Source organism: Streptomyces sp. NTD91 (assembly GCF_059510455.1).
The window spans coordinates 32,324-54,882 of the sequence record NZ_JCAJZW010000027.1 but is presented as its reverse complement, the minus strand read 5'-3'; the positions used below and the strand labels follow the sequence as shown (position 1 = coordinate 54,882).

Below are 22,559 nucleotides of genomic sequence, written 5' to 3'. Positions count from 1 at the left end.
GGCGCACGGATCACATTGCTCTGGGCGGGCACGCCCCGAGCGGCCTGTGGCGATCCGGCCATCACGCTCGGCTCCTCCGGCACGGGCAACAGGGCCTCGACCGCTTGCGCAGTTCAATCCGGCGCTGTGCTCGCAGGCTTCCACCCGATCACGCTCCAGCCCCGGACGCAGGAACAGCCGCACGCTCAAATTCCGGCCACCGCCGCAACAGCCCCTGGCCCAGGCGTCGCAAGGATCGATGCAACCCGCACGCTCCAGCACGCGCTCGAAGCCAGGCCTACAACACGGCCGAAACACATGTGTTCGAAATTCCGCCTGACTCGTTGAGCCGCATGAGCAGCCGCTGACCGCCAAGGGGGACCACGTTGACTTCGGCCAGGACACAAACACATGCGGCTTCCCGTAACGCGGCACGGCGCGAGGGCTGCTCGTGTCGCGGCGAGTCCAGCCCCAGGGCCTCCGTGTGGATCACCACTGTCGCCACGGAGCGGTGGCTGCCCACGCCGGCTCTCCGGGCGCTGAGCCGGTCCGGTCCGGGAGGCGCACGGTGACGAGGTTCTTCGGACGCGTGCGGATGGCCGAGCCGGAGGCCTCCGACGCCGAGCAGGAACTCTTCGGCGGTCCTTTGCGCTACGACTTCGGCTGGTCGGAACACGAGAACGCCCGGCTCGACCTGACGATTGTGTCGGCTCTGCGCTCCATGCCGAGGCTGGTCGGGACGACCTTGCGGATGGCGTGGCAGGCGGACCGTCGTGCGCTGCTCACGGTCGCCGTCAGCGAGACGGGTCAGGGTGCCGCCGCGGCGGTCGGGTTGCTCGCGGTCAACGCCGTCATGCATGCGCTGCTCGGCTCGGGCACCCCCGGGCAGCGGCTGCACGCAGTTCTGCCCGGGTTGCTCGCCGCCGCCGGAGCCGCCGTGGCCAACTCGGGCCTGGCAGGGTGGTCGACCTCGCGCGCCGGCCGGCTGGAGCCGCTGGTGGAACGGATCGCCACGACCCAGTACCTGGCCGCCGCGGCGTCCGTGGAGCTGGAGGCCATCGAGGACCCGGAGTTCCGGCGGCTGATCGACGTCGCCCAGTACGGCGCCGGATCCGCCCGCCGCATGATCAGCGCCTGCGTGGCCGCGCTGAACGGGACCATCTCCCTGATCTCCACGGCCGGCGTGCTCACCGTCCTCCACCCGGTCCTGCTGCCGATGCTGATCCTGATCGCGGCGCCGCGCGCCTGGGGCGCGATGCGGGTGGCGCAGGAACGGTACGTGTCGGTCATGACCTGGGTCGAGCACGTTCGGGCCGGCCGCCTCATCGGCAACCTGCTCACCGAGCGCACCGCCGCGCAGGAGGTGCGCCTCCATGCCGTCGGGCCGTTCCTGCTCAGCCGCTACGAGCGGATGGCCGAGAGCGCCGAGACCGAGCAGGAGCGGCTGGCCACGGGCAAAGCCGTCACCGAGTGGGTGGCCGCCGCGCTGTCCGGCCTCGCCATGGCGGCGACGTACGCGGCCATGTTCGTGCTGATCACGAGTGGGCACATGAGTCTGGCCGTGGCCGGGACCGCCGTCATCGCCGTCCGGGCCGGCTCGGCGAGCCTGGGCGCGCTGGTGATGAACGTCAACCAGCTGCACGAGGAGTCCCTCTACGTCCGCGACCACGCCCGTTTCCTTGACGAAGCGGCACGACGCACCATCCCCAGCGGGGGCGATCCGGTTCCGGCACAGGTGAAGCAGGTCGTCCTCGACCGGGTGAGCTACCGCTATCCGGACCGTGAAGCCCCCGCCCTGGACCAGGTGTCCCTCACGCTGCCCATGGGCTCGGTCACCGCCGTGGTCGGCGAGAACGGCTCCGGCAAGAGCACGCTGATGAAGGTGCTGTCGGGTCTGCTGCTGCCGCAGAGCGGGACCGTTCTGTGGGGCGAGGCCGACATCGCTTCCCTGGACCGCTTCGAGGTCTTCGACCGCATCACGCTGCTCACCCAGGACTTCCAACGCTGGCCCGTGACCGCCGCGTTGAACATCCGGATCGGCCGGCCTGCCCAGGCAGCCGGTCGCGAGGAACTGCAGCCCTCCGTGCAGTACGCGGGGGCCGGGCCGGTCATCGCGAAACTTCCCGACGGCCTGAACAGCCTGCTGGCCCGGATGTTCCGCGGCGCCAGTGAACTGTCCGGCGGCGAGTGGCAGAAGATCGGCCTCGCCCGGACCCACTGGCGCAGCTCCACCTCGGACGCCGACGGAGTGCTCATCGTGGACGAGCCCACCTCCGCGCTCGACCCTGAGGCCGAGATCGCCGCCTTCGACCGCATCCGCAGGCTGGCCTCCCCGAACCGGGCCGTCGTCCTGGTCACCCACCGCATGTCCGGCGTACGCCACGCCGACCGCATCTACGTCCTGCACCACGGGCGGCTCATCGAGCGCGGCGGCCACGACGAACTCATGGCCGCCCAGGGGCGCTACGCCTCCATGTTCGACGCGCAGGCCGCCCAGTACGCCCCCGCGGTTGGCATCCCCCGCCCCACCTCCCCCACCGTCGCAGATCCCACATGACCCGCTCGGAAAGGGCAGGCGCGGCACATCGACCACACGCTCAGCGCCACCCGCGCGTCAAACGCCAGCCGTCCGCAGCCGCCTGGCCGGAACAAAGGAAAGCGGACGACATCGGCGGCACGGAATGGCCCTGGAATGAAGACCAGGAAGTACGGCGGACCTCTGGCACGGGCTGTGGTCGGGGCGGCTGGAGCGGTCGTGCAGCCGACGCGCACTGAGCATGCGCCGCCCGGGGACCGACCGCGCCCAGCCCGTGCACCGCGCGACTTTACCGATCCTTTGCAACCTGTGCTGGTCCTCTCTCGTCTCTGTGCTCGATCCATCACGCAGCCCGCCCGGCCGGCCGCCGGGCCTGCCGACGAAAGAGAGCCACACATGCGCCGAACAGTCCTCACCGCCACGGCAGCCGCATGCGTCGCCGTGCTGGCGAGCACGGGACCCGCGTTCGCCCACGGGGCGAGCGCCTCCGCGACCCCCCGTCCCACTGCCACTTCCGAACCGTCGCCCGGGCCGAGCGTGCCGGGCGGCGCGGAGCCGAGCGCGGTCCCCACCCGGGAACCCAGCCGTGCAGCAACCCCCGTGCCGACCACCGCGCCGAGCCGAGCACGGGGCCAGGTCGGCGTCGTGCCGAGTGGTGCACCGAACACCGGCGTGGCCACCGGCTCCAACGACCCCGACTCGGACGGCATGCTGATCGGCGGCGGCACCGCCGGGGCCCTCGCGGTGGGTGGCGCGGTGGTCCTCCTCGTGCGGCGCCGGCGGGCGACCGGGGCATGACTCACCTCTCCAGGCGCGTGTTCGTCACCGCGGCGTCGGTCTCACTGCTCGTGAGCTGCGCCGGCCCTGGCGGCGGGGCGTCGGCCTCCCGTCCCGGCGACACTCACCCGTCCTTCCGGTCCTCCGCGGACCCGGCAAACGGACCGCACGCGTTGGCACGTTCGGTCCCGACGCGGCTGAGGATCCCAGAGATCGGTGTCGACACGCCGGTCATGCGACTCGGGCTGGCGCCGGACGGCAGCGTGCAGGTGCCCCCGATCACCGCCCATGACCAGGCGGGCTGGTACCAGCTTTCTCCGACGCCGGGCCAGACGGGTCCGTCGGTGATCCTCGGTCATGTCACGGTCGGCACTTACGGGGACGGCGTCTTCCGCCACCTCGACCGGCTGCGACGGGGCGACGGAATCACGGTGCGTCTGGAGAACGGCACGTCGGCCGAGTTCACCGTCACCTCCGTACGGACCGTCGCCAAGGCCCACTTTCCGACGAAAGCGGTCTACGGCGACGTCGACCGGCCCGAGCTGCGGCTCATCACGTGCGGCGGACCGCATACCGGCGACGGTTACCTCGACAACGTGATCGTCTTTGCCGCGTTGCGGACCACGAGCCACTGACCGGCCTCCGCGCGCCCCGATCCCGGGCCGATGGAACGTACGCCGTCGGTCCGGGCTCTTTCCCACGGGCGCCGACGCGCGCCGAGCGCGACGAGGCCCTCACCCCCTATGGAGAGCGTTGAAACGGTCCCGTGAGAAGGCGGCAGCAGAGTTGTTCGCCGCTCTCTACCCGCGCCTGGCCGGCTGGTGCCGCCGTCTGGTCGACGACGACGAGACCGCCCACGAGATCGCCTCGGAGGCGTTCACCCGCCTGTGGGCCCGCTGGACGTCCGTCTCGGAGCCCCGAGGGTTCCTCTACGTCACGGCCGCCAACATCGTCCGGGACCACTGGCGCCGCCTGGAGCGCGAGCGACGAGCGGTGCAGCGCGCCGCCGTGGAGGCGTCTGTCCGTCCACCGACCGAGCAGACCGACCCCTCGGTCCGCCTGCTCGTCCAGGCGCTCCCCGAACGACTGCGCATACCGACGCTCCTGCACTACTACGCTGACATGCCGATCCGGGAGGTGGCCGTGCTGACCGGACGCAAGGAAGGAACCGTCAAGGCCGACCTGCACGCGGCCCGCGAACTGCTCCGCGCCCACCTGAGGAGAAGCCTTGATCACATACAATGACGAGGGTCCGGAATTCGAACCCGACGACCCCCTCACCGTCATCATGCGGCCGCCCGCCAAGCAGCTCGCCCCGCCTCCCGGCCGGTACGAGGATATCCGCCGTGGCGCGGCCCGCCGACGCACCCTGCGCGCTGCCGTCACGGCCGGCGCCACCTGCGCGGTCGCCGCACTCCTCGGCATACCGTTGCTGCATGCCCCCCACCAGGACCCCGCCTCCCCGACGGTCCCTCTCGCTCCGCCCCCCGCAAGCAGCCCCACGGCACTACCGACCCCGACCGAGCCGACTCCCACGAGTGTCACCCCTCGCCCCGGCCCCCGCCCCTCGACGGGGAGGACGGCCATTCCCACCCGCCCCCCGGCCGGCACCGCCTCACCCTCCGCCGCCCCCTCGACCACCCCGACAGGACCCCCGCCCCCCGCCCCCACCCCACGGCGCACGGTGGAGCCTTCGACGGACCCGGCGCGCTCGGTACCCCCTTCCACGGCCGGCACCCGCCCATAATCCCGGAAGCTCCCACGCAACGCCGCGGAGCGGTGCAGCCCCCGCGAGCACGCGCCAACGACCCGACCAACAACCGGGGTTGCCCGCCCGGCGGATCGACTTGCTCATGTCCACCCTCTCCCGGTTCCCCGAATGGGTGCAGCTGTCGTCCCGGCCCGGGGCGTAGCGCACAAGGCTGATGTGCCTACGCGGACAACGGAACGCAATGGCGTGATCCGGCCGCGGATGCCACGTACGCGCTGCGCAGGGCCATCGACCGGATCTTCTAGGCGTAGTGCGACGGCGACAGCGGCCTGCGAACCGGCGGCATCCCTATGGTCAGCCGTAGTTGTGGACCGAAAAGGCGGATCAGCTCTTCAGGGGCCATGGAGCTGATCGGCTCCAGCCGGAGCAGGTAGCGCGTGGAGATCAGTCCGGCCAGCACAGACGCGAAGACCGCAGCGCGCTTGCGTGCATGGCGGCCGCCCAGGGCTTCTGCAAGCCGGGCCAGAATCTCACCTTCCAGTGCCTCTTTGACCAAGGCCGCGACGGCGTCGTCCTGGGCTGCCTTCTTGAGCATGGCCAGGAGCGCATTGCCGGATTCGGGGGCGTCCCACGCTGCGATCACCTGTCTGAGGGCACGCTCGGGGAATGTGTCCAGATCGCCTTCGCTCAGCAGTTGTGCCGCCAACTCCGCGGGATTGGCGGAGAGAGCGAGGGCAGCACCGAACAGGCCCTTCTTGGAGCCGAAGTAGTAGCTGAGCAGAGCCAGGTCGACATCGGCCTCGTCGGCGATCGAGCGCATCGTCACCGCGTGGTACCCGTCCTCCAGGAACCGCCGGCGAGCGATGGTCAGGATCACCCTGCGTGTGTCCGGTTTCCCGGGCCTCCGTCCACGCTGTGACATGGTGTTCCTCGCTGTCGAAAGAGTGACCGGCCCCGCATGACGTCGAGGCCCGAGCAGCTGCCGCCAAGGGCGACTGACGATGCTCGACGCCGTCGCGGCCCCAGCAATCCCGGATCGATACCCGGCCTGTGGCGTGCGGCCTCCACAGTAATTCATCGAGGGACCACCACGCTCAGCGGTTCGGACGCCCGCTCTGGCGGGCTCACCGCAAGTCGCGCCGTCATCTTGCGGAGAGGGAACGGGACCTTGGTCGGCCAGATGTGGTGCGGTGACGTGGTGAACGGCAGCGACATCGACGCTTCACTTATTTCATCAGGATGGTGATGACCGTTGCCTCCCGGCGAGTCTGACAGCGGTCGCCCGAGCTGCCGTGTTCGGGCCGATGAAAGAAGAAACACCATGCCCTCGCCCACTGCCGCCGGGTCACCGCCGGCGATGCGCCACAATCTGGTGCTCCTCGTCACCTGCCTCGCCCTGGGCACCGTGATTGCGGCCATGGCATCGCTCAACGTGGCCCTTCCCGATCTCGCCCGCGAGACCCACGCCACACAGACCCACCTGTCCTGGATCGTCGACGCCTACGGTCTCGTCTTCGCCTCGCTCCTGCTGCCGGCGGGTTCGCTCGGCGACCGTTTCGGCCGGCGCAAGGCATTGCTGGCCGGGCTTACCGTCTTCGGTAGCGGTTCCGCGGCGGCCGTCTTCACCACCAGCCCCTCTGCGCTGATATGCCTGCGCGGTGTGCTCGGCATCGGCGCCGCACTGGTCATGCCAGCCACCCTGTCCACCATCACCAGCTCGTTTCCAGGCGCCCAGCGCGCACGTGCCGTAAGTGTCTGGGCCGCCGTGGCCGGTGCCAGCGCGTTGCTCGGCATTTTCGCCACCGGAGCTCTGCTGGAGCAGTGGTCGTGGCGCTCGGTCTTCTGGCTGAATGCGGGGTTGGCCGGCCTGGCGCTGGTGGGAACGCTACGGTGCGTACCGGAGTCGGCCGAAGCGGACCAGCCGCGGCTGGACGCTGTCGGGGCGCTCCTCTCGGTTGCCGGGCTGGTTGCCCTGGTCTACTCCGTGATCGAGGCGCCGACGCGCGGCTGGGCCGCCCCCGCCACCCTCGGTGGCATCGGCCTCGGCCTCATGGTGCTGGCCGGATTCGTGCTCTACGAGCTGCGCCGCCCGTACCCGCTGCTGGACCCGCGCCTGTTCGGCAACCGCCCCTTCGCCGCGGGCTCCCTGTCGATCACGCTGCAGTTCTTCGTGTTCTTCGGCTTCATCTTCGTGACAATGCAGTATCTGCAGCTGGTGCGGGGAGACAGCGCCCTCATGGCTGCCACGTCCATGATCCCCATGGCCCTGGCCATGATGCCGGCCTCCCGGCTGACACCACGGCTGGTGACGCGGTTCGGTTTCCGCGCCCCCTGGACCCTGGGCCTGCTTGCTGTCGCCGTCGCCATGGGCGTGCTGGCCCAGTTGGACGAGACAAGCTCCTACTGGCTGATCGCTACCGGGCTGTTCCTGCTCGGTGCCGGAATGGGACTGGCCATGACGCCGGCGACCACAGCGATCACGGACGCCCTGCCGCGCTCATTGCAAAGCATCGGCTCGGCGATGAACGACCTCTCCCGCGAACTCGGCGGCGCCTTGGGCATCGCCGTCCTCGGCAGCATGCTCACCGCTTCATACCGCAGCCACCTCCACCTCTCCCGCTCCCCGGAACCCGTGGCCCGGGCAGCCCAGTCCTCTCTGGCTGCCGCCCACGCCATCGGCGGCTCCGTCGCCGAGAAGGCACGCGGTGCCTTCATCGACGGCATGCACACCGCCCTGCTCGGCGGGGCGACGGCCGCAGCCCTGGCCGCCGTCGCCGTCGCCACGCTCATGGCTTCCCCCCGCCGCCCCTCCCAGCCCACCGGCCACCCTGTGGCCGGTCGCCAGCCGGTGCCGCAGACAAACACCTGACGGACGGGCACGACAGGAAACGAGCTTCCCGGCGTGCCCACAGAGACCTGGAAGCGTTCCGCGGCCCGCCGCAGGGGCCAGTTGTCCTCGACGATGCAGCGGGCCAGACGCAGCCGTCCGGTCTCGGTCAGCGGTGCGTTGCGGTGCGGCATGAGGGCCTTTCTGGTCGCCGGTGCAGATGTGGCGATCCACACCGAGCCAGTAGGCCCTCACCCATTTCAAGATCACACGTCAGTGATCGTTGTCACCAACCTCCGTGGACAGAACACCTAGCGATCACCCCGAAAAGGAGGACGACCGCGGTGGCGCCTACGGCACCCATCCGGACGGCACCTGCACCGATGGGAGCCTCAGTGGACGTCCGTCCCTGCATCCGGACGCGAGCATCCTGCGGGTCCGCATCACCTGGCTGCAGGGCGGCAGGGCGGCAGGGAGACGTCGTACGACATGACGCTGGGTGTCCGGTGAAGGCGCACGCCACGCGACGTGCTCGGCCTTAACGCGGTCTTGACGCGTGAGGAGGACATACACGTAGGCCCACGCGTCACTCCTTGCTTACGCTGGTGCCGCCGTCCGTGTGATGGCCGGAACCCCACGCTGAGCCGCACATCAGCAGAGCACGTCCATGGCCACCACCGAACACCCTCCCAGTACCAGCCGCCTGCGCACGTGGATGCTGGAGGGCCTGTCCGACATGGGCAAGGCCGGAGGCCACACCGGTCCGCACGCCGAGCCCGAGCCCCCGCACAAGGGCCAGCGCTGGTACCGGGTGATGTGCCTGACCGGCGTCGACTACTTCTCCACCCTCGGCTACCAGCCCGGCATCGCCGCCCTGGCGGCCGGTCTGCTCTCCCCCATAGCCACCCTCGTCCTCGTCGTCGTCACCCTTGCGGGCGCTCTCCCTGTGTACCGCCGCGTGGCGGAGGAGAGCCCGCACGGCGAGGGCTCCATCGCCATGCTGGAGAGGCTGCTGTCCTTCTGGAAGGGCAAACTCTTCGTCCTGACACTGCTCGGCTTCGCCGCCACCGACTTCCTGATCACCATCACCCTCTCGGCCGCCGACGCCTCCACCCACCTCATCGAGAACCCCCACCTGACCCACGTGCTGCACGGCCAGCAGATGCTGATCACCCTGCTGCTGGTGGCCCTGCTGGGCGCAGTGTTCCTCAAGGGCTTCCTGGAGGCGATCGGCGTCGCCGTCGGCTTGGTCGTGGTCTATCTCGGCCTGAACGCCGTGGTCGTGGTCGTCGGCTTCTGGCACGTCCTGACCGCCGGCCACGTGGTCACCGACTGGGCCAGCGCCCTGACCACCCAGCACGGCAACGCCTTCGCCATGATCGGCGTCTCCCTGCTCGTCTTCCCCAAGCTCGCCCTCGGCCTGTCCGGCTTCGAGACCGGCGTCGCCGTCATGCCCCACGTCCAGGGCGACCCGGACGACACCGAGGACAAGCCCACCGGCCGCATCCGTGACACCAAGAAGCTGCTGACGGCCGCCGCGCTCATCATGAGCGTGTTCCTCATCGCCACCGCCTTCATCACCACGGTGCTGATCCCGGCGAACGAGTTCAAGACCGGCGGCCAGGCCAACGGCCGTGCACTCGCCTATCTCGCCCACGAGTACCTCGGCAACGCCTTCGGCACGGTCTACGACCTCTCGACGATCGCCATCCTGTGGTTCGCCGGCGCCTCGGCCATGGCGGGCCTCCTCAACCTCATGCCGCGCTATCTGCCCCGCTACGGCATGGCCCCGCACTGGGCGCGGGCGGTGCGCCCGATGGTCATCGTCTTCACCCTCGTCGCCTTCCTGGTCACCTGGATCTTCGACGCCAACGTCGACGCCCAGGGCGGCGCCTACGCCACCGGCGTGCTGGTCCTGATGTCGTCCGCGGCCATCGCGGTGACCATCGCCGCCCGCCGCGCCGCACAGCGCGGCTGGACCATCGGCTTCGCGATCGTCTCGGCCGTCCTGCTCTACGTCACCGTCGCCAACGTCATCGAACGCCCCGACGGTGTGAAGATCGGTGCCTGCTTCATCGTCGGCATCGTCCTCATCTCCTTGGCGTCCCGGCTGGCCCGTGCCTTCGAGCTGCGCGTCACGCACGTCGAACTGGACGACATGGCGGAACGATTCATCCGCGACATGTCCAGCCGCAAGATCCGGTTCATCGCCAACGAGCCCGGAGTACGGGACAAGGCCCAGTACCGCGACAAGGTCGAGCAGATCCGCGCCGACAACGACATGCCGGAGCAGGAGGACTTCGTCTTCGTCGAGGTCACGGTCACCGACCCCTCCGAGTTCGAGGCCGGCCTGACCGTACGTGGCGAGGTCCTGCACAACCGCTACCGCGTCCTGACGGTGGAGTCCTCCTCCATCCCCAACGCCCTCGCCGCGCTCCTCCTCCACGTCCGGGACATGACGGGCTGCACCCCGCACATCTACTTCGAGTGGACCGAGGGCAACCCCTTCGCCAACTTCCTCCGCTTCTTCCTCTTCGGCCAGGGAGAGGTCGCCCCGGTCACCCGCGAGGTCCTGCGCGAGGCGGAGCCGAACCGTGCCCGCCGCCCCCGCGTCCACACCGGCTGAGGACCGGCTCCGCGTGAGAGTCGTCAGGATCCCGTCAAGATTCGCCCGTACGCGTTAGGAGCCCGTAAGCACCGGTCGCCGCACCGGGTGCGGGCGCCTAGCGTCGGCGTCATGCGACGGAGCGGACCGCCAGGCTCGACCGGCGACCGCCACTGGCGTGGCGGCGCCCGGCTCGCGATGAGCTGCGCCCTGCTGTTCTGCGCCCTGAGTCTCCTGGTCGACTGGGACGCCGGAAGCCTGACACCCCTGCGCGCCCTGCTCTGGGGCACCCTGTCGGCCGCAGTGTGCGCCGTCCTGCTTCCCCAGCGGGTGAGCGCGGGGCCCGGCTGGCTCGCGGTCCGCACACCCTGGCGCCGGCACATGGTCCGCACCGACGCGCTGACGGCAGTACGGCAGTACGACGGCGTCTCCTCGCACCTGGTCCTGCGAGACGTACACGGCAACCGCCTGGAACTCGACCCCCGCGTCCTCACCGCCAACCCCCTGCTCTGGCACGAACTCGACACGGGCGTCCGCCGCTCCACGGAACGCGGCACCTTGCGCCAGGGAGCCGACGTCCTGGAACGGCTGGGCCACCGTATCGACGACGATGCGCTGCAAGCGGTCCTCCGGGCGTCGGGACTCTCCTGACCTGACCCGAGCACCACGTACGCTTGTCCAGCCCTCGCTGTGCGGCGCGGTCGTACCCATCACCACGGTGATCATCGTGGCGCTGTTCGTGGTGCAGCGCCGGGGAACCGCGGCGGTGGGCCGGGGGTCCGGGCCGGGCGGTCGAACGCTGGTAGGCAGGCCGTCGGCCGGTACAGGCCGGTGCTACTGCCTCCCCAGCGGCGAGCACTGGTAACGCAACCCCCGGCTCGCGATCCTGAAGCGGTCACGTCCTTGCACCGAGAAGGGATTCGGCAGATCGAAGACGTGCTGGTCCTCGGGGGCAAGGGCGGAGGTGATCAGCAGGACGCGGTAGCGGTCGCCCCGTGGATGGCGGCGGGCCGCATCCACCTCGGACGGTCCCAGTTCGAACTCCACGCGGTCGGCGCACGGTCCGCTCAGAGCCTTGACCTCGTACAGCCGTGTGGTGTCCCGCCAGGCGACCTCGAAGTCGTAGCCCAGCCTGTCGGACGCCTCCGGGTCGTCGTCGACGACAGCCGCGGAACCCGAGGTCCACTCCACGTCGGTGCAGAGGCGCTGGAGCCAGGCGCGTGCGGCCACCTCCCCGACAAGGCCCACAGCGAAACGCTGGTCCTCGTCCGGCTGGGTCGTCCGAGCGACCACGACACGTGGCGCTGCGGGCGAGGTGCCTCCGCGTCGCGGTTGGGGCACACCGGCCACGGTGTCGAGCGCCTGGAGATGGCCTGCGCGGCCAGACCACGGGAGGGAACCCGGAGGCGCTCTACCGGCGGACCGCCGAGATCAGTCCGCCGGGCCGCTCCTCGCGCCGCTGCGGGGTGCTGATCGGGCGGCCGTAGGCGGCAGCACACTCACGCAGGGTGTGGCAGCGGGCCTCCCAGCCGTACCCGGCCAGCCAGCCCACCGGGTCCTCGGGCATCTCCGAAACCCACAAGGACGCCGCCGATCCCGGCACGGCGTCCGCGCCGAAGCGTTCGATCACGCCGCGCGAGCCCAACGTCAGCCCCATCCGACTGCCTGCCGCCGACTGCGCGCTGATCCGGGCCAGCAGCAAGTCCACCGCGTCCTCCGGCAGATAGATCAGCAGTCCTTCGGCGATCCACACGGTCGGCTCCGCCGGATCATGCCCTGCGGTGGCCAGCGCGGCCGGCCAGTCCTCACGCAGATCCACCGCGACGGTGATCCGCTCGCAGCGTGCGACGGCCCGCTCCTGGCGCAGCACCGAAGCCTTGAAGTCCAGTGGCACGGCGGTGTCGACCTCGAACAGTCGCGTGCCCTCGGGCCAGTCCATCCGGAAGGCCCTGCTGTCCATGCCGGCGCCAAGCAGCACGACCTGCCGGATCCCGGACGCGGAGGCCTGCTGCAACAGGTCGTCGAGGAACTTCGTCCTGATGACGATGGAGAACGCAAGGCCCAGCCGGCGGCGTCGCGCGGCCTCGTCACCGGGCAGCGACGGCGAGGAAGGCCACACGCCACCGGCGGCGGCGAAGGCCTGTGCCAGCGGGTCGCGGAACAGCGCGTTCTCCCGCTCGGTCTCCAGCGCCCGCACCCTGGCCACCCCCACCGCCGTGGCCCACACTCCCGACGGCTGCACCCGCTCCTGCTCATCAGTCACCGCGCCAGCCTAGATGATCGATTCCCGAGGGGGCCCGACGAGTGGAAGCCAGGTTCATGCGCGGCCGACCGGTCGTGCGCGCTCTGACCACCTACGACCGCATGACCCCTCGGAATCGGCCATCTTCATCCCTCACGCCGTCGATCATGTCGGCTCAGCTCGACGAGTCGTCCACCAGATCATCACCGGTCCCAGATCACAAGCGGGTGCCGGCGACCGGAGGGGAGTTGGTGCCCCTTGTGGCCGCTGCGCCGCCGTCGCAGGCGGTGCGGCGCGTTCCACGGCTCACTCGCTCTGCACCTGTGCCTTGTTGATGGCGGCTTGAAGGCGAAGCCAGGTCGGATCTGTCGGGCCGGCCGCGGTCACCGTTGCCAGATCCTCTGCTTCCCATGTGCGTGTTCCGTCGGTCAGGACAAGGTGCGCCTCCAGGTCGTCGCCGTCGTCCGGAATCTCGGCGGTGGCCTCCAAGAACGCTGTCGCTGCGGCCCTCGAACCGTCCCTGCTCGTGGTGCAGGTCTGCGTAGAGCCGGAGAGCACGGACAGGAGCACCAGGTCTCCCCCACTGCCGGCGACGAGAAGCTCGCCCGTCGCCGTGGCGGCCAACGCGGACAAGCGCGACCCGGTCAGCACATCGTGCTCGACCGCTCGTCGGGTTTCGAGGTCCACCTCTACCAGTGTCCCCGCGGGCGTTGCGATCCACAGCACGCCCGGCCGCGATGCGAAGGCGATGTTGTGGCGCGACCAGGCTTCCATCTGGTCAAGCCATTCCTGCGGGTACGGATAACCAGGGCTGGGGTCGCCGAGGGTTGTGGCCAGAACCCGGTGCAACGACGGAAACTCGAACACCTCAACCGAGTTGTCGTACGCGTTGCCACGAATCGCCATGTAACGCCCGTCCGCGCTGAAGAGCGGAGTTTCGTAGCCGTCGCAGTCCAGGATCAGCGCCCGGCGGAGCGGCCGCATCACGGAAGGCACGGTCCCCTGATCGACGCGCGCGAAAAGGCAGTGCGTGGCCCCCTGGTCGCTGGCGAGGGTGGCGACAAGTCCGCCCCCGGGATGCTCCGCCACTCCTGTGTCCCACCGGGGTCCGGCACTGATGGTTCCGGAGGCGAGGTCAAGGACGTCCGAGCTCTCCCACCCGCCGCCTTCGTCGCGAAACGACGGCGAACCCCACAGGGTCTGCCCGTCCGGGCTGAAAGCCAGACTGCGGTAGCAGGCCGAAGCCGGAGCGCCGTCCGGTTGGGAGACGCCGGACGGAGTCCATTGCCGCAGTCCGTCTTCCCCCGCCACGACAAGCAGTGGCTGGTCCGGATGCCACGCCGCTGCCGGCGTCCGCTCTGCCCGCTCCCACCCAATGGCGTCTCCATAGACGTTCGCCGTGAGGCCCACCGAGCCGAGTTCGCGTAGCTGCCCCGCGCCGCAGTCCCAGATGCGGACTGCCGGACGCTCGGAGTCACAGCAGGCCACGAGCGGAAGCCGCGGATGGCATCTCAGCCGTTCGAAAGAGCCTTCGCCGCCAACCAGCCCACGTGCCACTATTTCAAGATCGGTCATCCCAGCACCGTAGTTCTCGCCGACCTGCGCGGCGAGGCCCTCACGGGCATGCGTTGGCTCGGTCTCGTGCAGCACATGGCCGAGGTGGAGCGCCTGGTTCCAGGGCGTGTGCGCAGGTCAGGACGTGCCGCCGGTCTTCGAAGAGAACAACGTCGCCGGCTTTGTCCTTCAGCCGGGACGAGGGCTCGGCGAGGCGACGGCCGCGTGGCGGCGGAGGTCGCTCGAGGCCGTGAGCTGATCGCTGAAGCATCGCTGGACGATTCGGGCCGTCCGTCCGAACAGGAAGCGGGTCACGTCGGCGATCAGGGAGTCTCCCTGCGCTGGATCATGGTGCGCATGATCGAGGAATACGCACTGCACAACGGTCATGCCGGCCTGATCCGCGAGCAGATCGACGGAGTGACCCGCGCATGAGACGTGCTCGCGCGGTCGGAAGGACCGCGCGAGCATCCGGCTCCCGGGCTCAGCCCGCGGCGGCCTGTTCGGCCGGGGTCTTGGTGTGGGCCAGGCGCTGCGACTCGGTGCCGGTCCGGACGATCGCGCGTTGACAGCCAGGCGGTCGACCGGCAGGCGCTCCGGCTCCGGGTTGTGATCGGTGTCGGAGGAGCGCCGGTGACTGCACTCGATGAGCAGCATCCTGACCAACACGGCTCACCGTCCGCCGGCGGCCTGACAGCCCGGCCTCACTTCAGATGCCGGGTCAGGAACTGGGCCGCGGCGTCTCCCGCGAACTGCGGAACGCCGGTGTGCCCGCCCATGTTGGCATGCAGGGTCTTCTCCTTGGAGCCGAAGGCGTCGAACAAGTCCAGGGCCGCCTGCCGGTCGTTCCCTTCGTCGTCCCACTGCAGCAGGACGTGCAACGGGATGGTGACCTGCCGTGCCTCTTCGAACACGGCGGCGGGCACGAGGCTCCCGGCGAACAGAACGGCGGCCGAGATACGCGGCTCGACCACCGCAAGCCGGATCCCAATGGAGATCACTCCCCCCGAGTACCCGACCGGGCCACCGATGTCGGGCAACGATAGGAGGGCGTCCAAGGCGGCCCGCCATTCCGGGACTGCCTTTTCGACCAGCGGGAGAACGAGGGCGTCGACGATCTCGTCGCTGACCGGCCCGCCGGCCTCCGTCGCCCGGCGCAGATCGGCGCGGGCCTGCTCGGCGGCGGGCCAACGGGGCCGGTCGCCGCTTCCAGGGAGCTCGATGGTGGCCGTGGCGATGCCATCCGCCGCGGCGTGCTGGGCCCGGGCCACCAGCCGGGGGTACATCTTGCGCAGCCCGAGGGGAGGGGGGCCGAGCAGGATCAGCGGCACCGGAGCGGATGCGGATGCGGGTGTCCACAGGATGCCGGGGATCTCACCGAGGGTGAATTCGCGTTCGAGGACGCCGTCGTCGAGGCGCTGCTCGGAAGTGAAATGCATGGTCGTGCCTTTCGGGAGTGCACTGGAACGGCGCTCCCGGACGACCTGTCTATCGCCCGACCGTGACCCCGGAGGGGAGCACCCATGTCGATACTGCGTTCACGGGTACCACCTCCTCGATCTCTCGCACGGCCTCCGGAAATGTAGCAGCGCTCGCCCCTCGTCCGCCAACAGGGTTTTTCCGGAGCCTCCGCCGACGCTCCCCGAACTCGTCTGTGGTTCTCGGGTTCTGGCCCGGCTTCCGAGTTCGATGAGGCGTCGTGGCCCGTCCGCGACGCGACCACCCTGCTGTGGGCGCGGCATGATGCGATCACTCGGTATCGGGATCGACGCCGCCGCCCCGGCAGATTCGGTGGGCCGTCTGCCGCAATGTGGCCCGCGCCCGCTTGCGCCTGCTGTCAGGACACTCGCACAACGCCGACCATGGGCCTGGTCAGGACACAGGGACAGGTCTGAGCGGTGTCGAAGGGAACAACCGATGGAAAGAGCCGGGTGTCCGGGTCGTAGGGCGCTGCTTGCGGGTGCCGCGGTCGTGCTCGCGGGGTGCTCGTCGAGGAGCGCAGCCTCGCCGGCGACCAGCGCCTCGTCGCAAGCACGGCCCACGACGCCCGCGGCGGCATTCGCGAGGCTGATGGAAGGAAACGAGCGCTGGGTGAGCGGGCGCCTCCAACACCCCGACCGGGATCCCAGCCGACGTCAGCTCCTGGCCCAGGAGCAGGAGCCTTTTGGGGCGGTCCTCTCGTGTATCGACTCGCGCGTGCCACCCGAACTCCTCTTCGACACCGGCCTGGGTGACCTTTACGTCATGCGCACGGGTGGGGAGGCGGTCAGCCCGGTGGTGACTGGTTCTGTCGAGTACGGGCCCATGACGAGCAACACCCCCCTCATCGTGGTCCTCGGGCATCAGCGCTGCGGCGCTGTCAAGGCGGCGTACAAGTCCCTTCGTGACGGCAAGACACTGCCCGGCAACCTGCAGGCGATCGTCGAGGCCCTGAAGCCGGCGTACGAGCGGGCACGCCGCGAGGGTGGCACCGACCCGGTCGAGACCATGGCCAGAGCCCAGGTCACGTTGACCGCAGCTGACCTGCGTTCCAACCAGGACCTCGCCCCGCTCGTGGGAAAGGGCGCGCTCGCCGTGGTCGGTGCCTACTACTCCCTCGACACCGGCAAGGTGGATATCCTGGCCGGCGCCCCCACCTGACCGGTCGAAGCGGTTGCGCCGCAAGCCTTCGACAGGGCCCCGGACGCGCTGAGCCGGGCATCGCGTGGGCATGGCCGGGCACGCGGGTGGGACGGTCGGGTGGGACTGGGGGTGACGCTGCGCCGAACGTTCCGGGACGGGCCGGCCGGGATGGGGACTGAAGCGCCGGACAAGGCTGGTGCTCGCCAAGGACATCGGCATGGAAGGCCGCGCGGGCGGCGCCCGGCGAAGGGACGTACGAAGGCAGCGAAGGCATGTGATCGCCCACGTCCTCGAGGTTTCAGTGCTACGCCCGCACCTGCACCGACCGGTTCCGCGATGCGTTCGCCGCGCACGAGAGGGATCCAGGCCATGCCCGTGGACGACCCGCCCGGCTGGGAAGCTCGTCAAGACCGCCGAACTCACTGTCGCCGGTACGCCGCGGCCCACGCGGGAATCCACGACAGCGGTGACTTCCACGCCCAGCCCGCCGCCGCGAACCGCCAGGCATCAGTCGCCGCTGCTCTGCGTGCTGTTGCAGGCGGATCGGCCACACGTTGGTGGACGGCCCGTTTCTCGCGCGCAGAGCCCCCCGCTGCGCTCCCCACCGCCAAGCCTTCGACAAGGCGAAATACAGGAGTCCGACTGAAGTACCGGTGGGATCAGCCGCCCTGAATTGTCTCCTTCAGCCAGTCGAAGACGACCTCGCAGTGCTGCCTGGGCGCCATCGGCGAGCAGTGCAGTTGGGCGCCGGTCGCTGCGGTGAGCTTCACGTATTCCTTCGGAGCCGTCAGCTTGCCGAACATCTCGTGCGGCTGGCCGGGGTAGAACTGTTCGAAGTCGTAGTCGAGGACCAGCGTGGGTGCCTTGATGCGGCCCACGACGTCCGTGATGTCCAGCGACTTGATGAGCTGGGCGGGGGTGTAGAAATCGGTGAAGAGCCGGCCTTGGCGAGCGGCCAGCATCGCCGGCGCGGAGAAGGGTTCGAAGCGTTTCTTCACAGTCGCCGCCTCAGCGGGCGACAGATGTGGGGCGACTTCCTTGTTCCAGACGTTGTTGGTCTCTCGCCTGTCCGGAGTGAGAATCTTCCGGAGCTCCCCGAAGCCCCGCCACGGATCCAGGCAGCCGGGCATCGCGACCACTGCTGCGATCCTCTGTTCGAAGGCCGCGGCCCGGGGAGCCAGGTCGCCTCCCATGCTCAGCCCGGTGAGAGCGATCTTCTCCCCGTCCACGTCGGAACGGGCGGTCAGCCAGTCGACGAGCGGCGTCACAACCGTCTCCCAGCGAGTGCTGAACACCACCTGGTCCACGAAGATCATCTGTCCCTGGCCAGGCCCCTCGTAGACGAGGGCATTCCAGCCCCGGCCCAGCGCGGCGGAGACACCGTACGTCCACATATCGACATTCTGTCCGTCACTGCCGTTGGTGAGGATCACGGTGGGGCGCCGGTGTCCTGATGCGTCGGGGCGGAACAGCCATACGGGCAGCGGAGTCCTCCCGTACGGAACACTTGCTGTCACCGGTGCCGGGTCGCACAGTGTGCAGAAGGTGTCCCAGGCGGCACGGCAGGCCTTGTACAGCTGTTCCTCGCTGCCCGGCGCCTCGGAGCCGAGGACGAAGAAGAGCGCCTGGGAGTAGTACTGCGAAGCTCTCAGCGCCCGGAAGCGCGCGGTCTCCCGGTCGGGTTTCCGGCCCTCGGGCGCTTTCATCAGACGGTCGCCGAGCTTCCTGAAGGTCTCGACGTACGCCTGTGCGGACGGGCCGGCCTTGTTGATCGCGTTCACAGCCGTGAGCACCTCGCCCACGTCGCTGCTGCCCTGGTCGGACCCGCCGAGCGCCAAGAGGCCGTTGAAATTGAGCTCCGGATTGCTGAACAGTGTCATCGCCCCGGGCGTGGGCCCGCCTGCGGAGGGGGAGGCTGTCCCCGAGGCGGGAACCTGCTCGGAGGAGGCCTCCGTACTGGTACAGCCCGCGGCCAGCAGCGCGGCCCCCGCAACGCCGACAAGCCCTGAGAGGGCGCCGCGCCGTCCTGGGCCGAGGACCTGATGTGGCGGAACGTGACTCATGGCTGCCGAATGTATGCCGGAGCTCCGCCCGGCCTGCCGCACGACGCCCGCGGGTGCCCCCAATGGCCGATGCCCCCGGCTGCCGCCCTGGAGCACCGGGCAGGCGCGGCCGGGGGCTTCAACGGCCCCGCCGGTGGGCGAGGCGGTCCGCGACAACGGACAGCGGCACAGCCGCAGCCCAGGAGCACATCGCCGCAGTCGGTGAGAGTTGGGCGATGCCCACGGAGGCGAGGAACACGAACGCCTGTGAGGGCAACGGAACGGTGTCCAGCCGCGCGCCTGCCTGACGGCAAAGGCGCAGGGCGATGAAGTACAGCAGCAGCGCCGCCATACCGACCACCGCCCCGTACAGGGCGGGACCGAGTGGTCGGTCGCCGTAGTCCTGAAGCGCGGAGGTAGGGAAGGGGATCAGAGACAGCAGCGCCAGGAAGGCCATGTTGAGCCAGAACAGAACGGGGTCGACATCGATGACCCGGCGCATAACGGCGTGATGGGCCCTCCAGAAGAGGCCGATGACGACGGCGCTCAGCGTGAAGGCTCCCAGCTCGGCCCAGGTCTCGTCGAGCGCGTGGCCCAGTGCGGTGCCCCGCAGGCCTGCAGGCAGTTTGATCTCCAAGGCGAGCAGCGTGAGGGCAATGGCCGCCACGCCGTCGGTCAGGGCGAACAATCGAGAGGCGGAGACGTAATCGTCTTCCTCAGTGCGAACGACTCGCCCGGCGGCAGGAGGCCTTCGGTCCATCACCTCTTGGTAGCACGGGATTCCGTCCCTGGACGAAAGCCGGACGGTTTCGCGGTGACGCGCCCACCCGATTGTCGTGCGGTGGCCTGCCTGACACCACAACAGCTACGGCCCGTGTTCCGGCAGCACGCACAAGCGGCCACAATTCGTCCGACGCCGGTCCACGGTCGCGCCGCATGGGTCGAGTCGCTGGTCCTGCACTCGGCGATTCTGGTCGGCAGGGTGACTGCGTGCACGGGGCTTGCCGTGGGCGACGAGCGCCGGGACTTCTTCGGCCGCTGAGCAGCCGCGGCAGCAGCCGGGCGGTGCCCGCGCCCCACTACCCGGCCTTCGAAGGACGTTTCGACTCCTCTTCTGCCCGGTTTACGGAGCTGAGGCCATGATCCTTCCCCTTCCGACCAAGGAGAGCCCCTCTCCCCACGGCGGCAGTCGGAACGGGCGGGACGCCGCGGCATGCGACAGGCACGGGCGCCCGGCCGTAGCATCGGGATTGAGGTGGATCTCCGTCGCCTTGCAGGGAGCAACACCTGAGGAGGCCGCCACATGAGGGACTCACGCGTACGCGTACGCGTCGTGGTGGGTGATGATCATCCGCTCTTCCGTGAGGGCGTGGTGCGCGCTTTGAACAACAGCGGCTATGCCGAGGTGGTTGCCGAGGTCGGGGATGGCCGGGCAGCGTTGGAAGCCATCCATGAGCACCGGCCTGACGTGGCGCTCCTCGACTATCGCATGCCTGAGATCGACGGGGTGGGAGTGGCCCGTGCGGTGGTCCGTGATCAGCTTCCCACCCGTGTGCTGGTGCTGTCCGCGTTCACTGAGAGTGCCATGGTGTACCAGGCACTGCAGGAGGGTGCGGCCGGCTTTCTGACCAAGGAGGCCGACCGCGACCAGATCGTCGAAGGCGTGTTGGCCTGCTCCCGGGGTGAGAATGTCCTCCCTGCCGAGCTTGCCGCCGGGCTGGCCGGGGAGATCAGGCAGCGTGCGCGCTCCGAGGCTCCCGTCCTGACCGAGCGCGAGACGCAGGTGCTTCGGATGATTGCCCAGGGCGAGTCCGTGCCCTCCATGGCCAGCAAGCTGTTCCTGTCGCCCACGACGGTGAAGACTCACGTGCAGCACCTGTACGAGAAGCTCCGTGTCTCCGACCGCGGTGCCGCTGTCGCCGAGGCCATGCGCCGGGGCATCCTCGAGTGATTCCGGTGCGCGCGTCGATGTGCCGGTCTGCCGTGGCCGCGGGGCCGACGTCCCGTGTCGGCCCGTCTGGGTGATGCGTGGAACCCCGAGGATCCGGTCGGTGAGGTCACGGCGGACGACGACCGTATGGGCGATCAGGTACGGCACCACGGTGCGGAGGGCGAGGAGACGGTTGCGGCGCCCAGTGACTGCACCAGCCACGGGCTGCGCATAGGCCGAGCAAAGGCCGGGTCACCTTCTGGGTCGCAGCGACGGCACTGCCGCCGCACCGGCGTGTGACCGATGGCCCAACCGGTTCTCCAGGTGCATCCGTGGCATCCGATTCTGCCGACCGGGCACGGCCCACGACGTCTGCCACGAGCCGGCCCCAACGGCCTGCAGCTCACTGAACCGCATCCTGACCAGTCGAAGGATGAACACGCCGAGGGTGATCGCGGATCCTGTGAGCGGGTCGGACCCGTGCTGGGGGATGAGCAGGGCGGCCACCAACGCCCCTGCGGCAGCCGGCTCGGCGTAGAAGCCGTGACCGCGTCGCAGCGTCCTTGGCACCCGTCCGCACATCAGGTCGGTGATGATGCCACCGCCGACTGCGGTGAAGGCGCCCAGCACGGCCGCCGCGAAGGGGGCTTGCCCGTAGGCCAGGGCCCTCTCGGTTCCTGCCACGCAGAACACGCCTATGCCCATCGAGTCGACAACCTGCAGTCGCCACAGACACCGCTGGATACGGGCCCGTGTCGTGAGCACTACGAGGGTGGCGACCAGCGGGGTCAGGCAATAGTCGGGTCGGTGGAAGGCCACAGGCGGGGCGCCGATGATCAGGTCACGGACCAGGCCGCCGCCAAGCGCGGTTGTCTCGGCGCAGAATGCCACGAGCACTGCGTTGAGGTGTCGGCCTACGGCCGTCAAGGCGCCCAGCACGCCGAAAGCGAAGATGCCTGCCACGGAGAGGAGCTCGTTCACGTCGGGGTAGAAGGAGAACATTGCCGTACCTCCGCGACCTGGCTACTCCTCGACTCTGCGGCGCGGACCCCACGACCTCGACCTCCCATCGCACGGTACGGAGGATGAGGAAAGCTCCTCCGACAGGAGGAGCCGACCACGACGGCAGGCCGCGGGAGGCATGCAGGCCCGGTGTCCCGGGCGGGCATCCTCGTCGGCCACCTGCGGGAGGGCTCGCGGCCGCCCGTGTACTGCGGCGGGCAGGCGAGGGCTGACGGGGCGCCCGCCAGCCGAAGACGGTCCCGGCGCGATCGGAGCCGCCACTGAGTCAGCGGTTCCAGGAGCCTTCTCGTCCTCGCAGACCGGGTGACCTAGGGATCCGGCGTGAGGGGGCGTGCAGCGCGCCCCGCGGTCTGAGGCATGTCACGCCCGGGATGACGGCCAGTGCCTCCGCCCCGTGATGGCGCTGCTCGAGCAACCGCCCGATCGACCGGCTCAGCTCCTCGAGGGTCGGCCGAGTGCCGCGGTCATCGCCCGTGGCCGGGCACATTGCGCACGGACGCGTCTCCGCGGACACCTGCAGTGCTTCGTCGTACACCGCGGCCTGTGCCGACGGCGCGCTGAGCGCCATCCAGCCCGGACGGAACCAGGGTGCCCGAGGTCCTGCAGAGCGCCGTTCGCGCTGGGACGGGTCTCCGCTCATCGCCCGCACGCGCGGCAGGAGCGCGTCTGCCGGGAAGGCGGTGTCACCGTATTGTTGCGGGTGCCATCCAC

General features: G+C 69.7%; 18 protein-coding genes and 1 pseudogene. 10 read left to right on the top strand and 9 right to left on the bottom strand.

Annotated features, from left to right (window positions below; translation table 11 throughout):
* The first annotated feature begins 574 nt into the window (after nt 1–574).
* The 4 genes from AC5WRT_RS25320 (at nt 575) to AC5WRT_RS25305 (ending at nt 4,537) form a co-directional block, all read left to right on the top strand.
* A complete protein-coding gene (locus AC5WRT_RS25320) occupies nt 575–2,536 on the top strand; it encodes an ABC transporter ATP-binding protein (protein ID WP_496095625.1) in 1,962 nt (653 codons plus the stop codon).
* A gap of 375 nt (nt 2,537–2,911) precedes the next feature.
* Complete coding sequence (locus AC5WRT_RS25315; protein ID WP_496095572.1) at nt 2,912–3,313, top strand: sortase-dependent protein; 402 nt, start codon at nt 2,912–2,914, stop codon at nt 3,311–3,313.
* The gene (locus tag AC5WRT_RS25310; protein ID WP_496095573.1) at nt 3,310–3,927 is read left to right on the top strand and encodes a class F sortase; all 618 of its coding nucleotides are present in this window, start codon (nt 3,310–3,312) and stop codon (nt 3,925–3,927) included. Before AC5WRT_RS25315 ends, AC5WRT_RS25310 begins: the two co-directional genes overlap by 4 nt.
* A gap of 118 nt (nt 3,928–4,045) precedes the next feature.
* Nucleotides 4,046–4,537: an RNA polymerase sigma factor gene (locus AC5WRT_RS25305; RefSeq protein ID WP_496095574.1), complete on the top strand. Its 492-nt coding sequence runs from the start codon at nt 4,046–4,048 to the stop codon at nt 4,535–4,537.
* Nucleotides 4,538–5,304: 767 nt separating this feature from the next.
* On the opposite strand, the gene AC5WRT_RS25300 is transcribed toward AC5WRT_RS25305, so the two are convergent.
* Entirely contained in the window at nt 5,305–5,880 is a 576-nt protein-coding gene (locus AC5WRT_RS25300) for a TetR/AcrR family transcriptional regulator (protein ID WP_496095575.1), read from the bottom strand.
* Nucleotides 5,881–6,324: 444 nt separating this feature from the next.
* Here AC5WRT_RS25300 and AC5WRT_RS25295 point away from each other — a divergent pair, with 444 nt between their 5' ends.
* Nucleotides 6,325–7,872, top strand: coding sequence for an MFS transporter (locus AC5WRT_RS25295; protein ID WP_496095576.1), 1,548 nt, complete (start codon nt 6,325–6,327; stop codon nt 7,870–7,872).
* A 32-nt stretch (nt 7,873–7,904) separates the two neighbouring features.
* On the opposite strand, the pseudogene AC5WRT_RS25290 reads toward AC5WRT_RS25295, so the two are convergent.
* Nucleotides 7,905–8,024 (bottom strand): annotated as a pseudogene (locus AC5WRT_RS25290) (IS481 family transposase); the annotation flags it as partial.
* Between the two features lie 473 nt (nt 8,025–8,497).
* On the opposite strand from AC5WRT_RS25290, the gene AC5WRT_RS25285 reads away from it, so the two are divergent.
* Together AC5WRT_RS25285 and AC5WRT_RS25280 are read left to right on the top strand one after the other, a co-directional pair.
* Nucleotides 8,498–10,456, top strand: coding sequence for an APC family permease (locus AC5WRT_RS25285; protein WP_496095577.1), 1,959 nt, complete (start codon nt 8,498–8,500; stop codon nt 10,454–10,456).
* 111 nt (nt 10,457–10,567) lie between these two features.
* A complete protein-coding gene (locus AC5WRT_RS25280; RefSeq protein WP_496095578.1) occupies nt 10,568–11,086 on the top strand; it encodes a hypothetical protein in 519 nt (172 codons plus the stop codon).
* A gap of 183 nt (nt 11,087–11,269) precedes the next feature.
* Here AC5WRT_RS25280 and AC5WRT_RS25275 read toward each other — a convergent pair whose 3' ends face one another.
* From AC5WRT_RS25275 to AC5WRT_RS25265, 3 genes are all read right to left on the bottom strand, one after another.
* On the bottom strand, nt 11,270–11,683 hold the full coding sequence (locus AC5WRT_RS25275; RefSeq protein ID WP_496095579.1) for a hypothetical protein: 414 nt from the start codon (nt 11,681–11,683) through the stop codon (nt 11,270–11,272).
* Between the two features lie 163 nt (nt 11,684–11,846).
* Nucleotides 11,847–12,662, bottom strand: coding sequence for a class I SAM-dependent methyltransferase (locus AC5WRT_RS25270; RefSeq protein WP_496095626.1), 816 nt, complete (start codon nt 12,660–12,662; stop codon nt 11,847–11,849).
* Between the two features lie 321 nt (nt 12,663–12,983).
* Entirely contained in the window at nt 12,984–14,327 is a 1,344-nt protein-coding gene (locus AC5WRT_RS25265) for a WD40 repeat domain-containing protein (RefSeq protein ID WP_496095580.1), read from the bottom strand.
* Between AC5WRT_RS25265 and AC5WRT_RS25260 the strand changes: the two genes are divergently transcribed.
* Nucleotides 14,301–14,666 (top strand): mycothiol transferase, encoded by a 366-nt coding sequence (locus tag AC5WRT_RS25260; RefSeq protein WP_496100622.1) that lies wholly within the window; start codon nt 14,301–14,303, stop codon nt 14,664–14,666. The genes AC5WRT_RS25265 and AC5WRT_RS25260 overlap by 27 nt on opposite strands.
* A gap of 269 nt (nt 14,667–14,935) precedes the next feature.
* On the opposite strand, the gene AC5WRT_RS25255 is transcribed toward AC5WRT_RS25260, so the two are convergent.
* Entirely contained in the window at nt 14,936–15,670 is a 735-nt protein-coding gene (locus AC5WRT_RS25255) for a dienelactone hydrolase family protein (protein WP_496095582.1), read from the bottom strand.
* Here AC5WRT_RS25255 and AC5WRT_RS25250 point away from each other — a divergent pair.
* A complete protein-coding gene (locus AC5WRT_RS25250) occupies nt 15,594–16,871 on the top strand; it encodes a carbonic anhydrase (protein ID WP_496100621.1) in 1,278 nt (425 codons plus the stop codon). The genes AC5WRT_RS25255 and AC5WRT_RS25250 overlap by 77 nt on opposite strands.
* A 641-nt stretch (nt 16,872–17,512) precedes the next feature.
* Here AC5WRT_RS25250 and AC5WRT_RS25245 read toward each other — a convergent pair.
* Both AC5WRT_RS25245 and AC5WRT_RS25240 read right to left on the bottom strand, forming a co-directional pair.
* Nucleotides 17,513–18,733, bottom strand: coding sequence for an alpha/beta hydrolase family protein (locus AC5WRT_RS25245; RefSeq protein WP_496095584.1), 1,221 nt, complete (start codon nt 18,731–18,733; stop codon nt 17,513–17,515).
* A gap of 301 nt (nt 18,734–19,034) precedes the next feature.
* A complete protein-coding gene (locus tag AC5WRT_RS25240) occupies nt 19,035–19,583 on the bottom strand; it encodes a TMEM175 family protein (RefSeq protein ID WP_496095585.1) in 549 nt (182 codons plus the stop codon).
* Nucleotides 19,584–20,198: 615 nt separating this feature from the next.
* On the opposite strand from AC5WRT_RS25240, the gene AC5WRT_RS25235 reads away from it, so the two are divergent.
* Complete coding sequence (locus tag AC5WRT_RS25235; protein ID WP_496095586.1) at nt 20,199–20,846, top strand: response regulator; 648 nt, start codon at nt 20,199–20,201, stop codon at nt 20,844–20,846.
* A 231-nt stretch (nt 20,847–21,077) separates the two neighbouring features.
* Here the strand turns inward: AC5WRT_RS25235 and AC5WRT_RS25230 are convergent, their stop codons facing one another.
* On the bottom strand, nt 21,078–21,827 hold the full coding sequence (locus AC5WRT_RS25230; protein ID WP_496095587.1) for a trimeric intracellular cation channel family protein: 750 nt from the start codon (nt 21,825–21,827) through the stop codon (nt 21,078–21,080).
* Between the last annotated feature and the right edge of the window lie 732 nt (nt 21,828–22,559).

Excerpts from the sequence above, each read along its gene's own strand:
- AC5WRT_RS25320 (WP_496095625.1), top strand. The coding sequence starts at position 575 with ATGGCCGAGCCGGAGGCCTCCGACGCCGAGCAGGAACTCTTCGGCGGT.
- AC5WRT_RS25315 (WP_496095572.1), top strand. The coding sequence starts at position 2,912 with ATGCGCCGAACAGTCCTCACCGCCACGGCAGCCGCATGCGTCGCCGTG.
- AC5WRT_RS25310 (WP_496095573.1), top strand. The coding sequence starts at position 3,310 with ATGACTCACCTCTCCAGGCGCGTGTTCGTCACCGCGGCGTCGGTCTCA.
- AC5WRT_RS25295 (WP_496095576.1), top strand. The coding sequence starts at position 6,325 with ATGCCCTCGCCCACTGCCGCCGGGTCACCGCCGGCGATGCGCCACAAT.
- AC5WRT_RS25285 (WP_496095577.1), top strand. The coding sequence starts at position 8,498 with ATGGCCACCACCGAACACCCTCCCAGTACCAGCCGCCTGCGCACGTGG.
- AC5WRT_RS25280 (WP_496095578.1), top strand. The coding sequence starts at position 10,568 with ATGCGACGGAGCGGACCGCCAGGCTCGACCGGCGACCGCCACTGGCGT.
- AC5WRT_RS25260 (WP_496100622.1), top strand. The coding sequence starts at position 14,301 with ATGCGTTGGCTCGGTCTCGTGCAGCACATGGCCGAGGTGGAGCGCCTG.
- AC5WRT_RS25250 (WP_496100621.1), top strand. The coding sequence starts at position 15,594 with ATGCCGGGGATCTCACCGAGGGTGAATTCGCGTTCGAGGACGCCGTCG.
- AC5WRT_RS25255 (WP_496095582.1), bottom strand. The coding sequence starts at position 15,670 with ATGCATTTCACTTCCGAGCAGCGCCTCGACGACGGCGTCCTCGAACGC.
- AC5WRT_RS25245 (WP_496095584.1), bottom strand. The coding sequence starts at position 18,733 with ATGACACTGTTCAGCAATCCGGAGCTCAATTTCAACGGCCTCTTGGCG.
- AC5WRT_RS25235 (WP_496095586.1), top strand. The coding sequence starts at position 20,199 with ATGAGGGACTCACGCGTACGCGTACGCGTCGTGGTGGGTGATGATCAT.
- AC5WRT_RS25230 (WP_496095587.1), bottom strand. The coding sequence starts at position 21,827 with ATGTTCTCCTTCTACCCCGACGTGAACGAGCTCCTCTCCGTGGCAGGC.